This is a genomic window from Bradyrhizobium nanningense (assembly GCF_004114535.1).
Taxonomy (GTDB): Bacteria; Pseudomonadota; Alphaproteobacteria; order Rhizobiales; family Xanthobacteraceae; genus Bradyrhizobium; species Bradyrhizobium nanningense.
This window is the reverse complement of the sequence record NZ_LBJC01000005.1, coordinates 237800-257125: the sequence shown is the minus strand read 5'-3', so window position 1 is coordinate 257125 and position 19326 is coordinate 237800. Positions and strand designations below refer to the sequence as shown.

The following is a 19326-nucleotide window of genomic DNA, read 5'->3' as shown; positions in this document are numbered from 1 at the left end:
TTCAGCGGTCGGCGAGCGCGAGGTCCCGCAGCGGTGAAGTCACCGCCCGCCCCGCCGAGGCGTCGAGCACACCCGGCCGGTCCCAATCGCCCTCGGGACGGATGATCACATAGGGATCGCTGTCCAGCGTGATCGCGTCCGGGCCCGGCTCGATCTCCAACAGCATCTCCGTGTAGGAAAAATCCGAGAACGTGATCTTGCGATTATGGCCGAGCGGCTTGGCGCCGAAATGCGCCCAGAAATCGACCAGCCTGTCCTGCGCCTGACCGTAGATCTTGCGAAATCCCTTCCGCTTCACGTAGTCGACGCTGGCCTGCACCAGCTTGAACGAGACGCGCGAGCGCCGGTATTGGTGACGCACCGCGAGCCGCTCCACCTTGGCGAAATCGCCGAAGAAGCGCACCCGCAGGCAGCCCGCAGGTTCGTTGCCGACGAAGCCGATGAAGTGCGCCGCGACCATGTCGTTACCGTCGAACTCCTCCTCGAACGGACAATCCTGCTCGGCGAGATAGACCGCGGAGCGAATGGCGGTGACCAGCATGAGATCGTTCGGATCGCGCGCAAGGCGGATGGTGATGGCGCGTGAACAGGGCTTGGCGACGGGAATTCTAGTACCGTGCATCTGCAATACTCCTTGCTTGGATAATCGCGCCCGGCATGCGCATCGGTAGCCGGTGCCAAGGCCGCTCGTAGCACCAAAGGTCGGGCTGGAAGCTCGGGACCGGCGCAAAGCCGGTCGCCTTCATGATGTCGGCTCCGGCCACCGTTGACGGCTGCGCATAGCAATTCGCGCCGCGAAACCTTAGCTGTCGCAGATGTGCCGCCGCCTTGCCGAGACCGGCGATGCCGCGCCCCGTCGCCGCGATCGCCCAGATATAGATGGCGGCGACGTCTTCCCTTGCGGAAGCGAGATAGTGGGTCTCGGGCGCAGTGAGGCAGATCTCGTCGAGCAGCAGCGCATCGTGCCCGCGGTCATTGAGAAACAGGAAGGCCATGCCGCCGACGAGATGGCCCTTACGGCTGAACGTCAGGATGCTCTGGGGATCGAGCGTGGCGTATCGCGTAAGCTCTTCTGCCCCGATCCGCACGCCCGGCACCAACCGGTGCGCCATTTGCGCAAGCGCGGCAATTTCGGACAATTGCGCGCAGCGGACATCGATGTCCGGGCTCAGCGGCAAGGCATCGAAATCATGCCTTGCGGCAAACGAGCCCCTTTCCATACCCATATCACGCCTCTATCGTTTGAGGTTTTCGTGCCCCGCTACGCCGACGACTTTAGCGGCTGGAGATCAGGAATATGCAGCAGTTATTGCACCGGGGTGCTGCGATGATGCAGCACCGTGAAGAGTCCCTGGATGCGTCCTGGGACGATTTGAAGCTGTTTTTAGCGTGCGCAAAATATAAAAGTTTTCGCAATGCCGCTGAGGAGCTCGGGCTCACCTCGACCACGCTGATGCGCCGGATCGACCGGCTCGAAGAGAGCATCGGCTGCAAGCTGTTCCTGCGCGACCAGAGCGGGCTCACGCTCAGCGATGAAGGCACCGCGATGATCGCCGACGTTGCGCATATGGAGCGTCATGCCTTCAACGTCTTCCGGCGCGCTTCGCGATCGTCGAACAACACTTCGGGCACCGTACGCGTCGCGGTGACGGAGGGTCCTGGCAATTTCTGGATCCTGCCGCGCCTGATCGACTTCCAGAAAACCTACCGCAGGATCACAGTCGATCTGCGCTGTGCGATGGAGCAGGCCGACGTCGCACGGCTTGAATCGGACATCGCGATCCAGCTCGAGCCGCCGACCAATCCCGACCTGATCGTCGCCAAGCTCGGCCGTCTGCACATCTATCCCTTCGTCTCCAAGGAGTATGAAAACCTCTACGGTGTGCCGGCGACCCTTGCGGAGCTGAAGGACCACCGCATCATCAAGCAGAGCGCACCGCAGGTCGACGACGGCGCCTACGCCCGCGTGCTCGGACTGAAGTCGCTGGAGGGCATCGTCGGGATCAAGACCAATTCCTCGGTCGGCGTGCTCTATGCCATCGAACGCGGCGCCGGCATCGGCTTCCTGCCGACGGTCTCGATCGCCCTCGGCGCGCCGCTGATCGCCGTCGATCTCGGCGTCAGCCACCACGCCGATCTCTGGCTCACCTATCACAAGGAGTTCCGCGCCTCCGAGCGCCACAAGATCGTGGTCGACTGGCTGAAGAAGATCTTCGATCCCAAGACCTATCCCTGCTTCCGCGACGAGTTCATCCATCCGAACGCGCTGGTGCCGATGATGACGGCCGCGCGCGAGGGTTTTGGGCTGACGGGATATGTCGCGGCAACGCCGGCCTAAACACCTAAGCGGGCTACCCGCTCACCATTTGTATTCGAAGCCGACCGTGCCCTGGTGCGAGGTCAGCTGGCTGCGAAACTTGCCGTCGTAATTGAGGTAGAGCCGAGCCACGTTGGTCAGGCTGAGCGAAGCCGAGGCGCCGGCATCCGCGCCGTAGCGGCTCTCGCCGATGCCGGGAACGACGATGCTCTGGGCTCCCAGGCTAACCTGGATCGACCCGAGATCCTGGTGGAAATTGTCGACGAACTTGCCGTAGGCGGACAGGTCGAGGATCTTCTGATCGATGACGAAGTAGCGGCCGATCTCGGCCCCGATCATGACGCGCGCGCGTGAAAGCGCCGTCGAGCCGACGTTGAGCGGATCGAGGCCGCCGGTCTCCTGGAACGCCGCGCTGGTGGCACGCACATATTCCAGCGCCCCCTTGGGCACGATGCGCATCTGGTCCTTGGTCCAGTAATAGCTGATCTCGGTCAGCGCGCCGTCGATCGCGGCGCGGTAGCCCGCGGTCGCAAGACCGAGGCCCGTGTCACGGCTGGAACGGACCTTGCCGAAGCCGTGCACCACGGCAAAGGCCCAGGTCCACGGGCCCTTGTCGACCGAGCCGTTGACGCCGATTTGCGTCAGGTCGAGCGTCGCCGATTGCAGCGCCAGCGGCACGTCGACGTCGGTGTGGCTCTGGTCGACGGAGAAGCCGAGATCGACACCCGGCGCCACGCGCGCGCCGAAGCCGGCGACGCCCCCGACCGTCTTGCGCCTGTCGCCGACGAAGTCGCCTTGCGCGTCGGTGCGGACCGAGATGCCGTAGCCCTCGAACCAGGTGCGGTAGCGCGGATCTTCCGTGCTCGCCGATGCGCCGCCGCCGCCGGGATTGGTGCGGAACGCCCGGTTGAAACCACCCGATGCCTGGTTGCCGAGCCGCTCCAGGAAGCCGGAGCCGAGATTGAGCGCGCTGTTTCCGACCGACTGATCGTAATTGGTCGATGTCGGCGACGGGATCGGTATCGGGGTCGGTGACGGCGTGGGCGTGGGCGTCGGCGTAGGCGTCGGGCTTTGCGCGAAGACTGGCGATGCGGCCGACATCATCACGACGATCGCAAACGCCATCGCGATCGCCGCTGCAACCCTGCGGACGCGGTCCAGCCCGATCGTCTGCCGTGTCCCGGAGGGCTGCGACGTGCAGCACATGACGACAAATCCCGAAAGCAAATGGCGGCGCGCAAAAATGCAACACGCGCGGCGCACGCATGCCGCGATTTGTGCCGAACTGCCACGGAGCGTCAACCGCCTGGCCCTGTCACCGAGGCTATTGCCCTCGATTGTGGTTCCGCGGCCACAGGTCGGAAATTGCAAATCGGCACAGCCTGCCTGCCCTTGAAATTCGTGCACGGCTTGCTAACGGGCGATTTTCATGTTGCAATATTGGACACAATCGGAATTGGCCGCTCGCTGTGCGTTTCGCGACGTTGAGACTCAAACAGACTTCGGAAGCCCGTTTGTGGCGTGGCACGCGAAACAGCGGCCGCGTCTTTTTTATATCTAGTGGAGGAGACTAGCGATGCCGCAAAAGGGCACCGTCAAATGGTTCAACCCGACCAAGGGCTATGGGTTCATCAAGCCGAACGGCAGCGACAAGGACGTGTTCGTCCATATCTCGGCCGTCGAGCGTGCCGGACTCTCCACCCTGAACGAGAACCAGGTGGTTGAATATGACCTCGTGGAGAACCGCGGCAAAGCATCCGCGGAGAACCTCAAGGTCTCCTGATGTCTCTCGACGTGAAGCGCGAGAGATCATGACGTGGCCCCCCGGCTCTGCCGGGGGATTTTGTTTGTGAAGACCGCCGCGAGGACGGCGCTTCAGCGCACCACCGGCGCAACCAAAAAGTTCTCAGAGGGTCCGCTTCCATCCGTCTTGCAGACATCGCCCTCGATCCGGACCTTGCCGGTCGCAAGCAGCCGCAGCGCTTCGGGATAGATGCGGTGCTCGACCTCGAGGATGCGCTCCGACAGCGTATCCGCCGTGTCGTGATCGCTGACGGGGACCGCGCCCTGCATCACGATCGGGCCGGCATCGGTCTCGGGGATCACGAAGTGCACCGTCGCACCGGACAGTTTCACTCCGGCGCGCAAAGCCTGGCCGTGCGGATCGAGGCCGGGGAAGGACGGCAGCAGCGAGGGATGGATGTTGAGCATCCGCCCGTACCAAGCCCTGGTGAACTCGGGCGTGAACAGGCGCATGAAGCCGCCGAGACAGATCAGCTCGATACCGTGCTGATCGAGCGCCGCCTGCAGCACTTTCTCAAAACCGGCGCGGTCCTTGCCGAACGGCTTGCTCTCGATCACCAGCGTGTTCACGCCGGCCGCTTTGGCCCGTTCAAGCCCGAGCGCATCGGCCTTGTTCGAGATGACGAGCGAGATCTCGGCCGGGAAATCCGCCGAGCTTGCGGCCTTAATCAGCGCGGCCATGTTGGAGCCGCGGCCGGAGATCAGGATGGCGACGCGACGCTTCATCACAATGCCAGGTCGAGATGGCCGTTATAGACGACGCGGTGCTCGCCGTCGGCCGGGATCACCGTGCCGAGCTGCGCCACCGTCTCGCCGGCATCGGTGAAGACCTGCATGACCTGCTCGACCTTGTCGGGCTCGACGATCGCGATCATGCCGATGCCGCAATTGAACGTGCGCAACATTTCCAGCTCGGCGATGCCGGCCTGCGCCGCCAGCCATTTGAACACCGGCAGCACCGGCAGGCGCGCCAGATCGATGCCGACGCCCAGGTTCTGCGGCAGCACGCGCGGAATGTTGTCGGTGAAGCCGCCGCCGGTGATGTGGGCAAGACCCTTCACCGCACCGGTCTCGCGGATCGCACGCAGGCAGGATTTGACGTAGAGCCTGGTCGGCGTCAGCAGCGCGCCGCCGAGCGTCATGACCGGGGCGAACGGCGCCGGCGTCCCGAAGCCAAGGCCTGATTGTTCCACGATCTTGCGGACCAGCGAGAAGCCGTTGGAATGCACGCCCGAGGAGGCGAGACCGATCACGGCATCGCCCGCCGCGATGTCCTTGCGCGGCAGCAGCGTACCGCGCTCCGCGGCACCGACGGCAAAGCCGCCGAGATCGTAATCGCCGTCCTTGTACAGGCCGGGCATCTCGGCGGTCTCACCGCCGATCAAGGCGCAGCCGGATTCGCGGCAGCCTTCCGCGACGCCGGCGACGATCGAGGCGGTGGCCTCGGGGTCGAGCTTGCCGCAGGCGAAATAGTCGAGGAAGAACAGCGGCTCGGCGCCCTGCACCACGAGGTCGTTGACACTCATGGCGACGAGGTCGATGCCGATCCCGCCGTGCAGCCCGGTCTCGATCGCGATCTTGACCTTGGTGCCGACGCCGTCGGTCGCGGCCACCAGGACCGGGTCCTTGAAACCGGCCGCCTTGAGGTCGAACAGGCCGCCGAAGCCGCCGATCTCGGCGTCGGCGCCCGGCCGGGCGGTGGCGCGCACCATCGGCTTGATCAAATCGACCAGGCGGTTGCCCGCGTCGATATCGACGCCTGAATCGGCGTAAGTGAGGCCGTTTTTGCGGTCGGTCATGCCCGATTTCCAGTGGGTTTGCGGCTGGTTACGTCGAATTCCGGGGACGCGCAATGGCTCGCATGGCGCACCGCCATATACTATGTAGAGATATCAACCGGTTCAGCCTCCCGAGAGGCCGGATTCGAGGTCAGACCGGGTGCCGGGAAGCGCTTTCGTGAGTATTCCGAATATCATTACCCTGGGCCGCATCATGCTGGTCCCGATCATCGTCTGGGCCATCGTGTCGAGCCAAATGGAGGTCGCGTTCGCCGTCTTCCTGATCGCCGGCATCAGTGATGCCGTGGACGGCTTCCTGGCCAAGCGCTTCAACATGACGAGCGAGCTTGGCGCCCTGCTCGATCCGCTCGCGGACAAGGCCCTGCTGGTCTCGATCTACATGGCGCTGGGGATCTGGGGCGCAATTCCGCGCTGGATCGTGATCCTGGTGGTGTCGCGCGACATCATGATCGTCGCCGCCGTGATCGTATCCTGGCTGTTCGACCGGCCGGTCGAGATGAAGCCCTCGAAAGTGTCCAAGCTCAACACGGTTGCGCAAGTGGCGTTCGCAGCGCTGGTGCTGGCGGCGCTTGCCTTCGGCTTCAAGCCGGCCCCTTATGATATCATCCTGATGGGCCTCGTCACGATCTTCACGCTCTCCTCGGTGTCGCTCTATCTCGTCGGGTGGCTGCGGCACATGAGCACGATCGAAGCCAAGTGAGAGCGGACCAGGTGAGAGCGGAAGCGGCCCCGCAAAAGGCCAATCCGCTCGATCAGGTCGAATTCTCTTCAAACGGGCCGGCGCGCCGGCATGGAGCAAAGCAAGCGTGGCAAGCCGCGTCCATCCCCGACAATTGGCCTTTGCGCTTCCGCATGCGGAGAGCCTCAGCCGGGACAACTTCCTTGAAGGCCCCGCCAACGCGGCGGGTCTGGCCCTGATCGACAGCTGGCCGGAATGGCCGAACCGGATCATGTGGCTGGCCGGCCCGGAAGGCAGCGGCAAGAGCCACCTCGCCGCGATCTGGGCTGAAATATCAGGCGCCCGCTCGACCGTTGCCAACGTCTTGACGGCCGGCGGCGTTCCGGGCGCGCTCGCCACCGGGGCGCTGGTGGTCGAGGATATCAGGGCCAAGGACTTCGACGAACGCGCCCTCTTCCACCTGATGAACCTCGCCCGCGAGGACGGCGCCTATGTGCTGTTCACCGGACGCGAGGTGCCGGCCGCGCTGGAGATCGAGCTTCGCGACCTGCGCTCGCGCCTGCGCGCCGTGCCTGTTGTCACGCTGCTGCCCCCCGACGACCAGCTCTTCCGCGGCCTGATCGTCAAATTCTGCGCCGATCGCCAGCTCAATGTGGACGAGAGCGTGGTCGGGTACCTCGCCACCCGCCTTGAGCGGTCCTCGGCTGCCGCCCGCCAGGCCGTGGAACTGCTCGATAGTGAAGCCTTGCGGCTCGGCCGACCCGTCACAAGGGCGCTGGCCGCCGAGCTGCTCCGGGACGTCTGACCCCGCTGGCCCGCCCGGCGGCCGCGCGAAGCCCGCTTGACGCCGCGAAGCGGCGGAACATCAATGTCATCGAAACGTCATCGCTCTAACACATGCTCCCGCGGGTTTTGCGCATAGATCGCAAAGTGAGGCGAGACAGGATGGACCGACTTCTGATGGACTCTGCGCAAGCTATTGAAACCAAAGAAAAAGTCCCGGAAACCGAGGGTCTGCCGGCGATCGCATCCAGCCCCGAACGATTCATCAACCGCGAGCTCTCCTGGCTGCATTTCAACCGCCGCGTCCTGGAGGAATCGGTCAATTCCAGCCACCCCATGCTGGAGCGGGTGCGATTCCTGTCGATTTCGGCGAATAACCTCGACGAATTTTTCATGGTCCGCGTCGCCGGCATCAAGGCCCAGGTGCGCGAGGGCATTGCCGAACGCAGCCCCGACGGCCTGACGCCATCCGAGCAGCTCGCGCTGATCAACCGCACCGTCTCCGAACTTGCCTCCGACCAGCAGGCGATCTGGCGCGACCTGCGCGGCACGCTGGCCGATGTCGGCATCGTGCTGGTCGACGGCAAGGACGTCACCAAGGCGGAACGGACCTGGATCGAGGACTACTTCCTCAACAACGTGTTCCCGCTGCTGACGCCGCTGGCGATCGACCCGGCGCACCCCTTCCCGTTCATCCCGAGCCTCGGCTTCACCATCGCGCTCCAGCTCACGCGCGCCGCCGACGGCAAGCAGATGAATGCGCTGATCCGCATGCCCGGCAAGATCGACCGCTTCATCCGCCTGCCGGCCGACGGCAAGACCGTTCGGCTGATCTCGCTGGAACAGGCAACCGCCCTGTTCATCAACCGCCTGTTCCCCGGCTACAATCTGCACGGCCAGGGCGCCTTCCGGATCATCCGCGACTCCGAGCTTGAGATCGAGGAAGAGGCGGAAGACCTCGTCCGCCTGTTCGAGACGGCGCTGAAGCGCCGGCGCCGCGGCTCGGTGATCCGGCTCGAGATCGACGCCAAGATGCCGGAGCAGTTGCGCAGCTTCGTTCAGCACGCCCTCTCGGCCGCCGACGACGAGGTCTTCCTGGTCGACGGCGTCCAGGCGATGAACGAGCTCTCACAGCTCACCCGCCTCGACCGCCCCGATCTCGAATTCACCCCTTACGTGCCGCGTCACCCCGAGCGCGTGCGCGAACACGGCGGCGACATCTTTGCCGCGATCCGGCAGAAGGACCTCGTCGTCCATCACCCCTACGAATCCTTCGACGTCGTGGTGCAGTTCCTGCAGCAGGCCGCGCGCGACCCCGATGTCGTCGCGATCAAGCAGACGCTCTACCGCACCTCCAATAACTCGCCGATCGTGCGCACGCTGGCCGAAGCCGCCGAGGCCGGCAAATCCGTCACGGCGCTGATCGAGCTGAAGGCGCGCTTCGACGAGGAAGCCAACATCCGCTGGGCGCGCGACCTCGAACGCGCCGGCGTGCAGGTCGTCTACGGCTTCCTCGAACTGAAGACGCACGCGAAACTCTCGATGGTGGTGCGCCGCGAGGGCGGCAGCCTCACCACCTATGTTCATACCGGCACCGGCAATTATCACCCGGTCACCGCGCGCATCTACACCGACCTCTCCTACTTCACCTCCGATCCGACCATCGGCCGCGATGCCGCGCGCGTATTCAATTTCATCACCGGCTACGCCGCGCCGAGCGATCTGGAAAAGATGGCGGTGTCGCCGCTCACCTTGCGCAAGCGCATCATCGAGCACATCCAGGGCGAGACCGCGCATGCCCGGCACGGCCGGCACGGCGCGGTCTGGATGAAGATGAATGCGCTGGTCGACCCCGACATCATCGACGCGCTCTATGAGGCCTCCCAGGCCGGCGTGCAGGTCGAGCTCGTGGTGCGCGGTATCTGCTGCCTGCGCCCCGGCATTCCCGGCCTGTCCGAGAACATCCGCGTCAAGTCGATCATCGGACGCTTCCTGGAACACGGCCGAATCTACTGCTTCGGCATGGGTCAGGGTCTGCCGAGCGCCAAAGCGGCTGTGTATATCTCGTCCGCCGACATGATGCCGCGCAACCTCGACCGCCGCGTCGAGGTGCTGTGTCCGCTGCAAAATCCGACGGTGCATCAGCAGGTTCTCGAACAGATCATGGTTGCCAACCTGAAAGACAATGAGCAGAGCTGGCAATTGTTGCCGGACGGGTCCTCAACGCGTATGAAGGCCGCGAAAGGCGAGGAGCCTTTCAACGTCCACAACTACTTCATGACAAATCCGAGTCTGTCTGGCCGTGGAAAGTCGCTCAAGGAATCCTCGCCGCGTCGTCTCACGCGCCGGAACGAACGCCATCAATCCTGATCGGAGATGTCCGACGTGAAACGGCCGCGCAAGCGCGGCTCGAGCGTCGCGGTCATCGACATCGGCTCCAACTCCGTCCGTCTCGTCGTCTACGAGGCGCTGGCGCGGAGCCTCATTCCGATCTTCAACGAGAAGACGCTGTGCGGCCTCGGGCGCGAGGTGCAGAGCACCGGCCTGCTCGCCCCCGACGCCGTCGACAAGGCGCTGACCTCGCTCAAGCGCTTTCGCGCATTGTGCCGTGTGATGCAGGTCGGTCGCGTCTTCGCGATCGCGACCGCGGCCTGCCGCGACGCCTCCAACGGTCCCGATTTCATCACCAAGGCCGAGCGCATCTGCGCCGTGAAGATCGAGATCCTGTCGGGCCCGCGCGAGGCGCGGCTATCGGCGCTCGGCGTGATCTCCGGCATCCATCATCCCGACGGCATCGTCGGCGACCTCGGCGGCGGCTCGCTCGAATTGATCGACGTGCGCAAGAACAGCGTGCGCAGCGGCGTGACGCTGCCGCTGGGCGGGCTCGCGCTGCAGGATCTCGCCCACAAATCGCTCAAGCGCGCAGATCGCATCGTGCGCGAGGAGCTCGACGAGGTGCCGCAGCTCACCGCGGGCCGTAGCCGCACCTTTTACGCGGTCGGCGGCACCTGGCGCGCCCTCGCGCGCATTCACATCATCCAGAGCGGCTATCCGCTCCAGGTGATGCACGGCTATTCGCTGTCCGCGGCTGAAGCGCTCGACTTCTCCCGCAGGCTGCGGCGCCTGGCGGCCGCAAATATGCTCGCCGACATCGAGAGCGTTGCCGACGCGCGCCGCCCGCTCCTCACCTATGCGGCACTGGTTCTCGAGCACATCATCCGGGTGGCGAAGCCGAAGACCATCGTGTTCTCGACCTTCGGCGTGCGCGAGGGTCTGCTGCACGAGAAGCTGTCGGAGGCGGAACGCAACAAGGACGGCCTGATCTGCGCCGCGGAAGAGCTGAACCAGTTGCTGTCACGCTCGGCGAAGCACGCCCACGAGCTGATCGCCTGGACCGATCGCCTCGCGCGCGTGGTGAAGCTGCGCGAAACCCAGGAGGACCGGCGGCTGCGCCACACCGCGTGCCTCCTGTCCGACATCGGCTGGCGCGTGCATCCGGATCACCGCGGCGAGCAGACGCTGAGCCTCGTCGTCAACGGCAATTTCGGCGCGATCACCCACACTGAGCGCGCTTTCGTCGGCCTGTCGGTGTTCTATCGCTATGCGGGCCTGAGCGAGGAAAACCAGCCGCCGACCAACATGCAGGAACTGCTGACGCCGGCGCAGCTCGAACGCGCGCGCCTCTTGGGCGCTGCGTTCCGCGTCGCGCATTTGATCTCGGCGGCACGTCCGGGCGTCTTGCCTGCCACGCATTTCCGAAGCCAGGGCCGCAAATTGATGCTGGTGTTCGAGCACCGCCTCGTCGACCTCGTCGCCGATCGCGTCGGCAGCCGCTTCCGCCAGCTCGCCCGCCTGATTGGCCGCGCCGGCTCGATCGTGCGGCGTTGACTAACCGAACAGCGCGTCAAGCGAGGGATTGGGAGCTGCCCTCTGGCGCGACGATGGCTTTCAGTCCGCCGAGTTCGGAATCGGCAAGAATAAGCTGCCATCCGTAGGCACTGAGCACGTCCTGCACGATGGCGAGGCCAAGGCCGGCCCCTTCGCCACGCTCATCCAGCCTTACCCCGCGTTCGAGGACGCGTGAGCGTTGCGCGGGCGCGATGCCCAGGCCATCATCCTCGACCGTGATCGCCGGTTTCACCGCATCCGCACCAACGCGCACCTGGCTCTTGGCGTGACGGGCGGCGTTTTCCAAGAGATTGCCCAGCACTTCCGCCAGATCAGTGCGATCAATCGGCACGCTCGGCTCGCCCGTCATGCAGGTCTTGAATTCAACGCGCTGCGCAGCTGGCGTTCGCGCCAGCGTCAGCATCAGGGACTGGACAAGCGGTCTGAGCGGCGTGGAAATACCGGCGCGCAGTCGAGCCGTCCCCCTCGCCCGCGCACGTGCCAGCTCGCGATCGACGTGACGGCTCATTGTCTCGCCGACGGCTTCGATCGCCTGCGCGACCTCCTCCTCACCGCGCTGACGCAAGAGTGCGACATCGGCCGCGAGTGCGGCGAGCGGCGTCTTCAGCCCGTGCGCCAAGTCAGCGGCGCGGCTGCGCGACCGCTCGATCTCGCATTCCTGGGCGTCGATCAGGCTGTTCACCTCTTCCACCAGAGGCTTGACCTCGGCTGGGACATCGATGGGGAGATGCTTGAATTGCCCGGAACGGACGTCCGCGACGCCGCGGCGAAGCGCATCCAGCGGACGCAGGCCCAGCCCGACCTGGATCGAAGTGGCCGCCGCCAGCACCAGCCCCAGTACGCCGAGCGCCAGCGCCAGATCCCTGGCGAAATGCGAGGTGGCGGACGATACGCGGGCGAGATCGGCCGCCACCGCGACGCGCACCGGCGCGCGGCGGTCGCCCAGGGTGAGCAGCACGCGGCGTTCACTGACCAGGAGCCGTGCATTTGCGGGCCCAGGAATGACGTGGCGGTGTAGTTCGCGAGGCGACGGCTCATCCCGCGGCAGGTCCAACGCCGTGTCCCATAGCGAACGTGAACGCAGCACCTGACCGCCGTCGTCCGATACCTGCCAGTACAAGCCCGAAAGAGGGTCAGCAAAACGAGGATCGGCCGGCGGCCGGCCAACCACCAGCTTGCCCTGCGCATCGGCGTCGATACCCGCGACGAGTTGCTTCAGATAGACGTCGAGGTCGTCGCCGATGGTGCGCGTGACGTGGCGTTCGAACAGCAACGTCAGCCCGGCGCCGGCGATCGTCAGCGCGATCAGGATGGCTAGGAGTCCGCCAGCGACCAGCCGCAGCCGCAGCGAGCCCCAGCTCATGGCGTCGTCTCCGGTACCAGATAGCCGAAGCCGCGCCGGGTCTCGATCAGGTCGGCGCCCAGCTTCTTGCGCACGCGGCCAACCAGCACTTCGAGCGCGTTCGACTCGTGGTCCTCGCCGTGGCCATAGACGTTTTCCTCGAGCTCTTGCTGCGACACCACGCGGCCGCGATGGTGCAAGAGAAAGGCGATCAGACGGTATTCCAGCGGTGACAACGCGACGGGTACGCCGCGCAGCGTCACCTTCATCTGACGCTCATCGAGCTCGACCTCGCCCGCGACAATCCGTGGGGAGGCATGCCCCGCCGAGCGGCGCACGATCGAGCGCAGCCGCGCCAGCAATTCCTCCATTCGGAACGGCTTCGGCAGGTAGTCGTCCGCGCCCGCGTCGATGCCATCGACGCGCTCGGCCCAGCTGCCGCGCGCCGTCAGGATCAGCACCGGCATAGACCGCCCATTCGCGCGCCAGCGCTTGAGGACCGCCAGGCCGTCCATGCCGGGCAAGCCGAGATCGAGCACGATCGCGCCGTAATCCTCGGTGTCGCCGCGGAACCAGGCTTCCTCGCCGTTGCGGACGGTCTCGACCACATAACCGGCCGCGCGCAGCGCCCTCTCCACATCGGCCGCGATCCGTCGGTCGTCCTCAACAAGCAGCAGGCGCATCACTTCTCCTTGATGCGTTCGATCTCGCCGCTGCGAGCGTCCACGTGCGCTTCGTAGAGCCGGCCCTTGTCGTCGACCAGGCGAAACTCATAGATCCAGCGGCCGCGCTCACGCTCTATCTCGACCCCGGCAACCTCGCCCGGCAGCTTGCCACGAAGCGACGCGAGAATGTCGGCGAGCGACTTGATCTCGCCCGCCTCGACTGCGCGGCGAACCGCGTCGGGCGCGCCTTTATCGTGATCGCCGGCGGCCACAGGCATCGGCGCCAGCAGGACGCCTGCCAGCAGCGGCACCGCGGCGAATTTCAGAAGACCTGAGGATCGCATTGACAGAGCATGCTCCAATCAACCTGACAAATTGCTGACGTGGATCAACAGGCGCCGGTCAGGGCTCTTCTGCCAATGTCCGCTCATCGCCTCGCCGCATGACGTGGCCGGGCGCCACAAGCCGGAGAGAACCATGCGCAAGATCACCATCATCGCCGCTACCGCCGCCTTGCTTGCAGCCGCCGCGACGGCCCATGCCGGCAGCTTCGGGCGCCCCTGCACCACAGCGCCACAGACGAACTGGCTGTCGCTCGAACAACTGCAGGCCAAGGTCGAAGCCCAAGGCTACAAGGTCCAGAAGGCCAAGCTCAAGAATGCCTGTGGCGAACTCTACACCATCGACAAGTCCGGCAGCCGGGTCGAATTGTTCGTCGATCCGACCAGCGGTCAGATCGTCGGTCAGCTGTAAGGGGCCGCAACCATGAGCGCCATTCACGACGCGATCGTGGCCGGCGGCGACAAGCCGCCGGCCACGGTCAAGGTCTGGGATCCCTTCGTGCGCGTGTTCCATTGGTCGCTGGCCGGGCTGTTTCTGCTCGCTTATGCGACCGGGGACGAGATCGAAAAAGTCCATATCGTCGCCGGCTACACCATTGCCGGGTTGCTTGCGCTACGGATCGTGTGGGGCTTCGTGGGACCGCGCCATGTGCGCTTCAGCGACTTCGTGCGCGCGCCGCGCGCGGTGCTCGCCTATATGCGCGACGTCGCGCTGCTCAGGGCGCCTCGTTATCTCGGCCACAATCCAGCCGGCGGCGCGATGATCGTGGCGCTGATCGTCATGCTGATCGGCACCTGCATCACCGGTTACATGATGACGACCGGCAGCTTCTGGGGAGCAAAATGGGTCGAGGAGGTGCACGAGGCGTTCGCCAACCTCACGATCGGCCTCGTGGTCGTCCATGTGCTTGGCGTCCTGGTGGCGAGCTTCGAGCACCGCGAGAACCTGGTGAAGGCGATGATCACGGGAAGGAAGCGTCCGTCGTGAGCGAGCTTGGTTCGCCTGACCGGCGCCTCGCCGAGAGCTGCCGATACGCCCCACGAACGGCGAGCAGCCTTCCCCAAGGGCTGGCCCGCTTGAGGCAAATCAACCCACCAATGCGCCGGTGGAGTAATCGAAACCTGCAATCGAGCGGCACTTCGCTCACCCGTGGGCGTGGATCATTCCTCATGCGAGTCCGTCGCGGAACTCTCCTTCTCACCTCTTCTGGAGGCGTGCTCGTTCGTACACTCTTCGTCATTGCATTGAGCTTGCTGCCTTCGGTATCGATGGCGCAAGACGAAGTGAAGCTGAGCGATGCGCAGGCGCGCAATCTCGGCGTCCGCGTGACCCATCCGGTCGCGAGCCGGACCGATCTGACGTTGCCCTACCCCGTCCAGATCGTGATCCCCACGCAGCAATTGTGGGTCGTCAGCGCACCGGTGGCCGGCATGGTCGCCAATCTGCTGGTCGGGCGCGGTGATCGCGTCACGGCCGGCCAGCCGCTGGTCACCCTGGAGAGTCCGAGCTTCGTTTCCCAGCAGCGCGATTATTTGCACGCGATCGCACAGGAGCGCCTCGCCAACCAGCAGCTCAATCGCAACGTCGACCTGTTCGAGGGTAAGGCCGTGCCGCAGCGCGTGCTGGAGGCCAGCCAGGCTGAAGCGCGCCAGGCCGCGCTCGTCGTCGCCGAACGACGTCAGATGCTGCGTCTGAGCGGGATGTCCGACGAGGCCATTTCCCGGCTGACCCAGGAAGCGGCGATCAGCGGCACGCTCACGGTCAATGCGCCGCAAACCGCGTCCGTGGTCGAGGTCGCGGTGTCGCCGGGGCAGCGGCTCGAACAATCCGCGCCGCTCGTCAAGCTGGCGCGGCTCTCGCCGCTTTGGGCCGAAATCGCGGTGCCTGCCGCCAACATTCGAGCAATCCGCACCGGCGCGAAAGTCGAGGTCGAGGGTTATGCCACCCCCGGCAAGGTCGTGCTGGTCTCAGAGACCATCGACCCCGCCACCCAGACCATTCTGGTTCGCGCGGAAGTCCCCAACGACGGCGAGCTGCATCCCGGTCAGACCACAGCTGCCCGCATCGGCTTTCTCTCCGCCGGCGAAAGCGCCTTTGAGATTCCCTATAGCGGGCTGATCCGACGGGGCGAGCAGACCTCGGTCTTCGTCGCCTTCGACGGCGGCTTCCGCCTGGTTCCGGTGAAGCTGCTTGCGGAAGATCAGGATCATGTCGTCGTGTCAGGCCCGATCACGGACCAGGACGCGATCGCGATCGGCGGCATCTCGGCGCTTCGCGGCATTCTCTCGGGACTGGGGCAGTAGATGCTTCGCCGGCTGGTTGCGTTCGCATTGTCGCAGCGACTGTTCGTCATGCTGGGCGTGCTGCTGGTGATCGGCGCCGGCGCCGTCCTCCTGCCCGGCCTGCCGATCGACGCCTTTCCCGACGTTTCGCCGGTTCAGGTGAAGATCATTATGAAGGCGCCGGGCCTCACCCCCGAAGAGGTCGAGCAGCGCATTACCGTCCCGGTCGAGCTCGAGCTGCTCGGATTGCCGAACAAGAAGGTTCTTCGTTCGGCCACGAAATATGCGCTGGCCGACATCACCGTCGATTTCGAGGACGGCACCGACATCTACTGGGCGCGCAACCAGGTCTCGGAGCGCCTGTCGAACATCTCGCGCGATTTCCCGGAAGGTGTGAGCGGCGGCCTGGCGCCGATCACAAGCCCCCTCGGCGAGATGTTCATGTTCACGATCGACAGTCCCGAGCTTTCGCTCGCCGAGCGCCGGACCCTGCTCGATTGGGTGATCCGCCCCGCGCTGCGGACGGTTCCCGGCGTTGCGGACGTCAATGCGCTCGGCGGCTATGTCCGCGCCTTCGAGATCGTGCCGCGCAACGATGCGCTTGCCGCGCGCGGCATTTCCTACGACCTGTTTCGCCGGGCCATCGAAGCCAACAGCCGCAACGACGGCGCCGGGCGGGTCAACCAGGGCGAGGACAGCGCTCTGGTTCGGATCGAAGGCAGCATTCGTTCGATCGAGGACATCAAAGCCATCGTCGTCGACACCCGCGATGGCGTGCCGATCCTGGTCAACGACGTCGCAACCGTCAAAGTCGGGACGCTCACGCGCTATGGCGCCGTCACGGCGGACGGCCGCGGCGAAACCGTCGAGGGGTTAGTCCTCGGCTTGCGCGGCGCCAATGCGGGCCAGCTCATTCGCGACGTGCGAGCCCGGCTGGTCGAGCTACAGAGCTCACTGCCCAAGAGCGTTTCGATCAACGTGTTCTATGACCGCAGCCGCCTGGTCAACCGCGCCGTCGGCACCGTGGTGCGGGCGCTCGCCGAGGCCACGATCCTCGTCATCGTTCTTCTGCTGCTTTTCCTCGGCAATTGGCGGGCCTCGCTGGTGATCGCGCTCAGCCTGCCGCTCGCCATCGTGATCGCATTGATCGTCATGCGCCTGGTGGGAATGTCGGCCAACCTGATGAGCCTCGGCGGCCTTGCGATCGCAATCGGCATGCTGATCGACGCCCTGGTGGTCGTGGTCGAGAACATCGTCGGCAACCTCGGCAAGCACGAGCCGGGCAAGGGTCTCCCGCTGATCCACTTGGTTTACCGTTCGGTTTGCGAAGTGCTGGAGCCTGTCGCCTCGGGCGTGCTCATCATCATCATCGTGTTCGTCCCCCTGCTGACGCTGCAGGGGTTGGAGGGCAAGCTGTTCATCCCCGTCGCGCTGGCCATCATCTTCGCACTGGCCGGTTCGCTGCTGCTGGCGCTCACGGTGATTCCGGTCGCGACGTCCTTCGTGCTCAAGTCCGCCTCGCATCGCGATCCCGTGCTGGTGCGTGCGGCCCAACGGGTCTACGCGCCGGCATTGGATTGGGCCTTGAACAACGAACGCAAGGTGATGGCCGCGGCGCTGATCGGCCTTGTCGCGGCGGGCTTCGCCTACACCAAGCTCGGCAAGACCTTCATGCCGACGATGGACGAAGGCGACGTCATCGTCAGCGTGGAGACGCTGCCGTCGGTCAACCTCGACGAGTCGCTTGCCATCAATGCCAGGCTCCAGACCGCGCTGCTGGCCGTGCCTGATATTGCCGGCATCGTCGCCCGAACCGGGTCGGACGAGCTCGGCCTCGACCCCATGGGGCCCAACCAGACCGACACGTTCCTCGTGCTCAAGCCGGCCGCCGAGCGCGCGACCGACAATCGCGAGGCCTTGCTGCAGAAGCTCCGCGAGGTCCTGACCGGCTTTCCCGGCATCTCGCTCAGCTTCACCCAGCCCATCGACATGCGCGTGCAGGAGATGATCAGCGGCGTGCGCGGCGACGTCGCCGTCAAGATCTTCGGCCCCGACATCGCGAAGCTCAATGAGACCGCGGCGAAGCTGTCGGCGATCCTCTCCGGCATCGACGGCGCCGAGGACGTCTACACCACGCTGAACGAAGGCGCTCAATATTACACGGTCGCGGTCAATCGCATGGAGGCCGGCCGCCTCGGCCTGACCGTGGATTCCATCGTCAATTCGCTGCGGACCCAGATCGAGGGCCGGACCATCGGCACCGCGCTCGAGGAAGGACGCCGCACGCCGATCCTGGTCCGGGGTAGCGAGACGACGCGGGAAGCGCCGACGCTGCTGGCGAGCCTGCCGCTGACGCTGGCGTCCGGACAGCATGTCGCACTGTCGCAGGTCGCCCGCATCCAGCGCGTCGACGGCCCGGTGAAGATCGACCGCGAGGACGGCGCCCGTATGAGCGTGGTGCGCGCCAACATCCGCGGCCGCGACATGGTCGGCTTCGTCGAAGCGGCGCGCCAGAAGGTGGCGAGCGAACTCCCGCTTCCGAACGGCTACCGGCTGACCTGGGGCGGACAGTTCGAGAACCAGCAACGCGCCGCCGCGCGCCTGTCCGTCGTGGTCCCCGTCGCGATCGGCCTGATCTTCGTGCTGCTGTTCACAACGTTCGGGGCCATCCGCCAGGCCTTGCTGGTGCTCGTCAACATTCCGTTTGCCCTGATCGGCGGCGTCTTCGCCCTGGTGGTGACGGGTGAGTATCTGTCGGTGCCGGCCTCGGTCGGATTCATCGCGCTGCTCGGCATCGCCGTCCTCAACGGCGTCGTCCTGGTCTCCTACTTCAACCAGCTCCGCGCCCACGGCCTTGCCGAGGATCGCATCGTCATCGAAGGCGCCATGCGCAGGCTTCGGCCGGTGCTGATGACCGCGAGCATCACGGCGCTGGGCCTGATCCCGCTGCTGTTCGCATCCGGCCCCGGATCCGAAGTGCAGCGGCCGCTCGCTATCGTCGTGATCGGAGGATTGCTGTCCTCCACCCTGCTCACCCTGATTCTCCTGCCGATCCTGTATCGCCGCTATGGCGGGACGTCGAAGGTGGCGAAATGATCGACCAGCCCGTCTGTCTCACGCTGATCGTGCCGCATCGGCTCCGCGACGAGGTGTTCGACTATCTCACTGAGCAGAGCGACCTGGTTTCAGGATTCACGGCCGCACAGGGCTCAGGTCACGGCACCGAAGTCCGATTGCTGACGGCCGCCGAACGCGTGAAGGGCCATGCCGATCAGACCATCGTTCAAGTGGTGCTATCAGGGACCGATGCCAGCCGGCTGCTCGACCGTCTGCGGGTTTCGTTCGCTGGAACCAAGCTCGTCTACTGGACGATACCCGTGACGGAACGCGGCGCGATCGACTGAG

At 65.3% G+C, this 19326-nt stretch carries 19 protein-coding genes; 11 read left to right on the top strand and 8 right to left on the bottom strand.

The window, feature by feature from the left end; all coding sequences use genetic code 11:
* Position 1 precedes the first annotated feature (1 nt).
* Both XH84_RS02925 and XH84_RS02920 read right to left on the bottom strand, forming a co-directional pair.
* A complete protein-coding gene (locus XH84_RS02925) occupies positions 2-622 on the bottom strand; it encodes a GNAT family N-acetyltransferase (protein WP_024338084.1) in 621 nt (206 codons plus the stop codon).
* A complete protein-coding gene (locus XH84_RS02920; RefSeq protein ID WP_164935989.1) occupies positions 609-1226 on the bottom strand; it encodes a hypothetical protein in 618 nt (205 codons plus the stop codon). Before XH84_RS02920 ends, XH84_RS02925 begins: the two co-directional genes overlap by 14 nt.
* 71 nt (positions 1227-1297) lie before the next feature.
* On the opposite strand from XH84_RS02920, the gene XH84_RS02915 reads away from it, so the two are divergent.
* Positions 1298-2338: a LysR family transcriptional regulator gene (locus tag XH84_RS02915; protein WP_128917516.1), complete on the top strand. Its 1041-nt coding sequence runs from the start codon at positions 1298-1300 to the stop codon at positions 2336-2338.
* A gap of 21 nt (positions 2339-2359) precedes the next feature.
* Here XH84_RS02915 and XH84_RS02910 read toward each other — a convergent pair whose 3' ends face one another.
* Positions 2360-3523 carry an autotransporter outer membrane beta-barrel domain-containing protein gene (locus tag XH84_RS02910; RefSeq protein ID WP_128917517.1) on the bottom strand — a complete coding sequence of 388 codons (1164 nt, stop codon included), beginning with the start codon at positions 3521-3523 and terminating at the stop codon, positions 2360-2362.
* A gap of 370 nt (positions 3524-3893) precedes the next feature.
* Between XH84_RS02910 and XH84_RS02900 the strand changes: the two genes are divergently transcribed.
* A complete protein-coding gene (locus tag XH84_RS02900) occupies positions 3894-4100 on the top strand; it encodes a cold-shock protein (protein ID WP_007591938.1) in 207 nt (68 codons plus the stop codon).
* Between the two features lie 92 nt (positions 4101-4192).
* Here XH84_RS02900 and purN read toward each other — a convergent pair whose 3' ends face one another.
* Entirely contained in the window at positions 4193-4846 is a 654-nt protein-coding gene (gene purN / locus XH84_RS02895; RefSeq protein WP_164935990.1) for a phosphoribosylglycinamide formyltransferase, read from the bottom strand.
* Positions 4846-5919 (bottom strand): phosphoribosylformylglycinamidine cyclo-ligase, encoded by a 1074-nt coding sequence (gene purM / locus XH84_RS02890; RefSeq protein ID WP_128917519.1) that lies wholly within the window; start codon positions 5917-5919, stop codon positions 4846-4848. The genes purN and purM overlap by 1 nt, the downstream gene beginning before the upstream one ends.
* Before the next feature lie 157 nt (positions 5920-6076).
* Here purM and XH84_RS02885 point away from each other — a divergent pair, with 157 nt between their 5' ends.
* The 4 genes from XH84_RS02885 to ppx all read left to right on the top strand — a co-directional run bounded on the left by XH84_RS02885 (position 6077) and on the right by ppx (position 11269).
* On the top strand, positions 6077-6619 hold the full coding sequence (locus XH84_RS02885) for a CDP-alcohol phosphatidyltransferase family protein (protein WP_128917520.1): 543 nt from the start codon (positions 6077-6079) through the stop codon (positions 6617-6619).
* Positions 6620-6725: 106 nt separating this feature from the next.
* Positions 6726-7403: a P-loop NTPase family protein gene (locus tag XH84_RS02880; RefSeq protein ID WP_128917521.1), complete on the top strand. Its 678-nt coding sequence runs from the start codon at positions 6726-6728 to the stop codon at positions 7401-7403.
* Between the two features lie 155 nt (positions 7404-7558).
* Complete coding sequence (locus XH84_RS02875) at positions 7559-9751, top strand: RNA degradosome polyphosphate kinase (RefSeq protein WP_164936018.1); 2193 nt, start codon at positions 7559-7561, stop codon at positions 9749-9751.
* 15 nt (positions 9752-9766) lie between these two features.
* Complete coding sequence (gene ppx, locus XH84_RS02870) at positions 9767-11269, top strand: exopolyphosphatase (RefSeq protein ID WP_128917744.1); 1503 nt, start codon at positions 9767-9769, stop codon at positions 11267-11269.
* 16 nt (positions 11270-11285) lie between these two features.
* On the opposite strand, the gene XH84_RS02865 is transcribed toward ppx, so the two are convergent.
* Genes XH84_RS02865 through XH84_RS02855 form a run of 3 tightly spaced genes read right to left on the bottom strand, consistent with a single transcriptional unit; the run spans position 11286 to position 13602 of the window.
* A complete protein-coding gene (locus tag XH84_RS02865; RefSeq protein WP_128917522.1) occupies positions 11286-12653 on the bottom strand; it encodes a sensor histidine kinase in 1368 nt (455 codons plus the stop codon).
* Positions 12650-13315, bottom strand: coding sequence for a response regulator transcription factor (locus XH84_RS02860; protein ID WP_128917523.1), 666 nt, complete (start codon positions 13313-13315; stop codon positions 12650-12652). The genes XH84_RS02865 and XH84_RS02860 overlap by 4 nt, the downstream gene beginning before the upstream one ends.
* A complete protein-coding gene (locus XH84_RS02855) occupies positions 13315-13602 on the bottom strand; it encodes a PepSY domain-containing protein (RefSeq protein WP_430641868.1) in 288 nt (95 codons plus the stop codon). The genes XH84_RS02860 and XH84_RS02855 overlap by 1 nt, the downstream gene beginning before the upstream one ends.
* A 172-nt stretch (positions 13603-13774) precedes the next feature.
* Between XH84_RS02855 and XH84_RS02850 the strand changes: the two genes are divergently transcribed.
* The 5 genes from XH84_RS02850 (at position 13775) to XH84_RS02830 (ending at position 19325) form a co-directional block, all read left to right on the top strand.
* The gene (locus XH84_RS02850) at positions 13775-14050 is read left to right on the top strand and encodes a PepSY domain-containing protein (RefSeq protein WP_128917525.1); all 276 of its coding nucleotides are present in this window, start codon (positions 13775-13777) and stop codon (positions 14048-14050) included.
* Positions 14051-14062: 12 nt separating this feature from the next.
* Entirely contained in the window at positions 14063-14626 is a 564-nt protein-coding gene (locus XH84_RS02845) for a cytochrome b/b6 domain-containing protein (RefSeq protein ID WP_128917526.1), read from the top strand.
* 281 nt (positions 14627-14907) lie between these two features.
* The gene (locus tag XH84_RS02840; RefSeq protein WP_245471589.1) at positions 14908-15942 is read left to right on the top strand and encodes an efflux RND transporter periplasmic adaptor subunit; all 1035 of its coding nucleotides are present in this window, start codon (positions 14908-14910) and stop codon (positions 15940-15942) included.
* Entirely contained in the window at positions 15943-19017 is a 3075-nt protein-coding gene (locus XH84_RS02835; RefSeq protein ID WP_128917528.1) for an efflux RND transporter permease subunit, read from the top strand.
* A complete protein-coding gene (locus tag XH84_RS02830; protein ID WP_128917529.1) occupies positions 19014-19325 on the top strand; it encodes a DUF3240 family protein in 312 nt (103 codons plus the stop codon). Before XH84_RS02835 ends, XH84_RS02830 begins: the two co-directional genes overlap by 4 nt.
* Position 19326 lies beyond the last annotated feature (1 nt).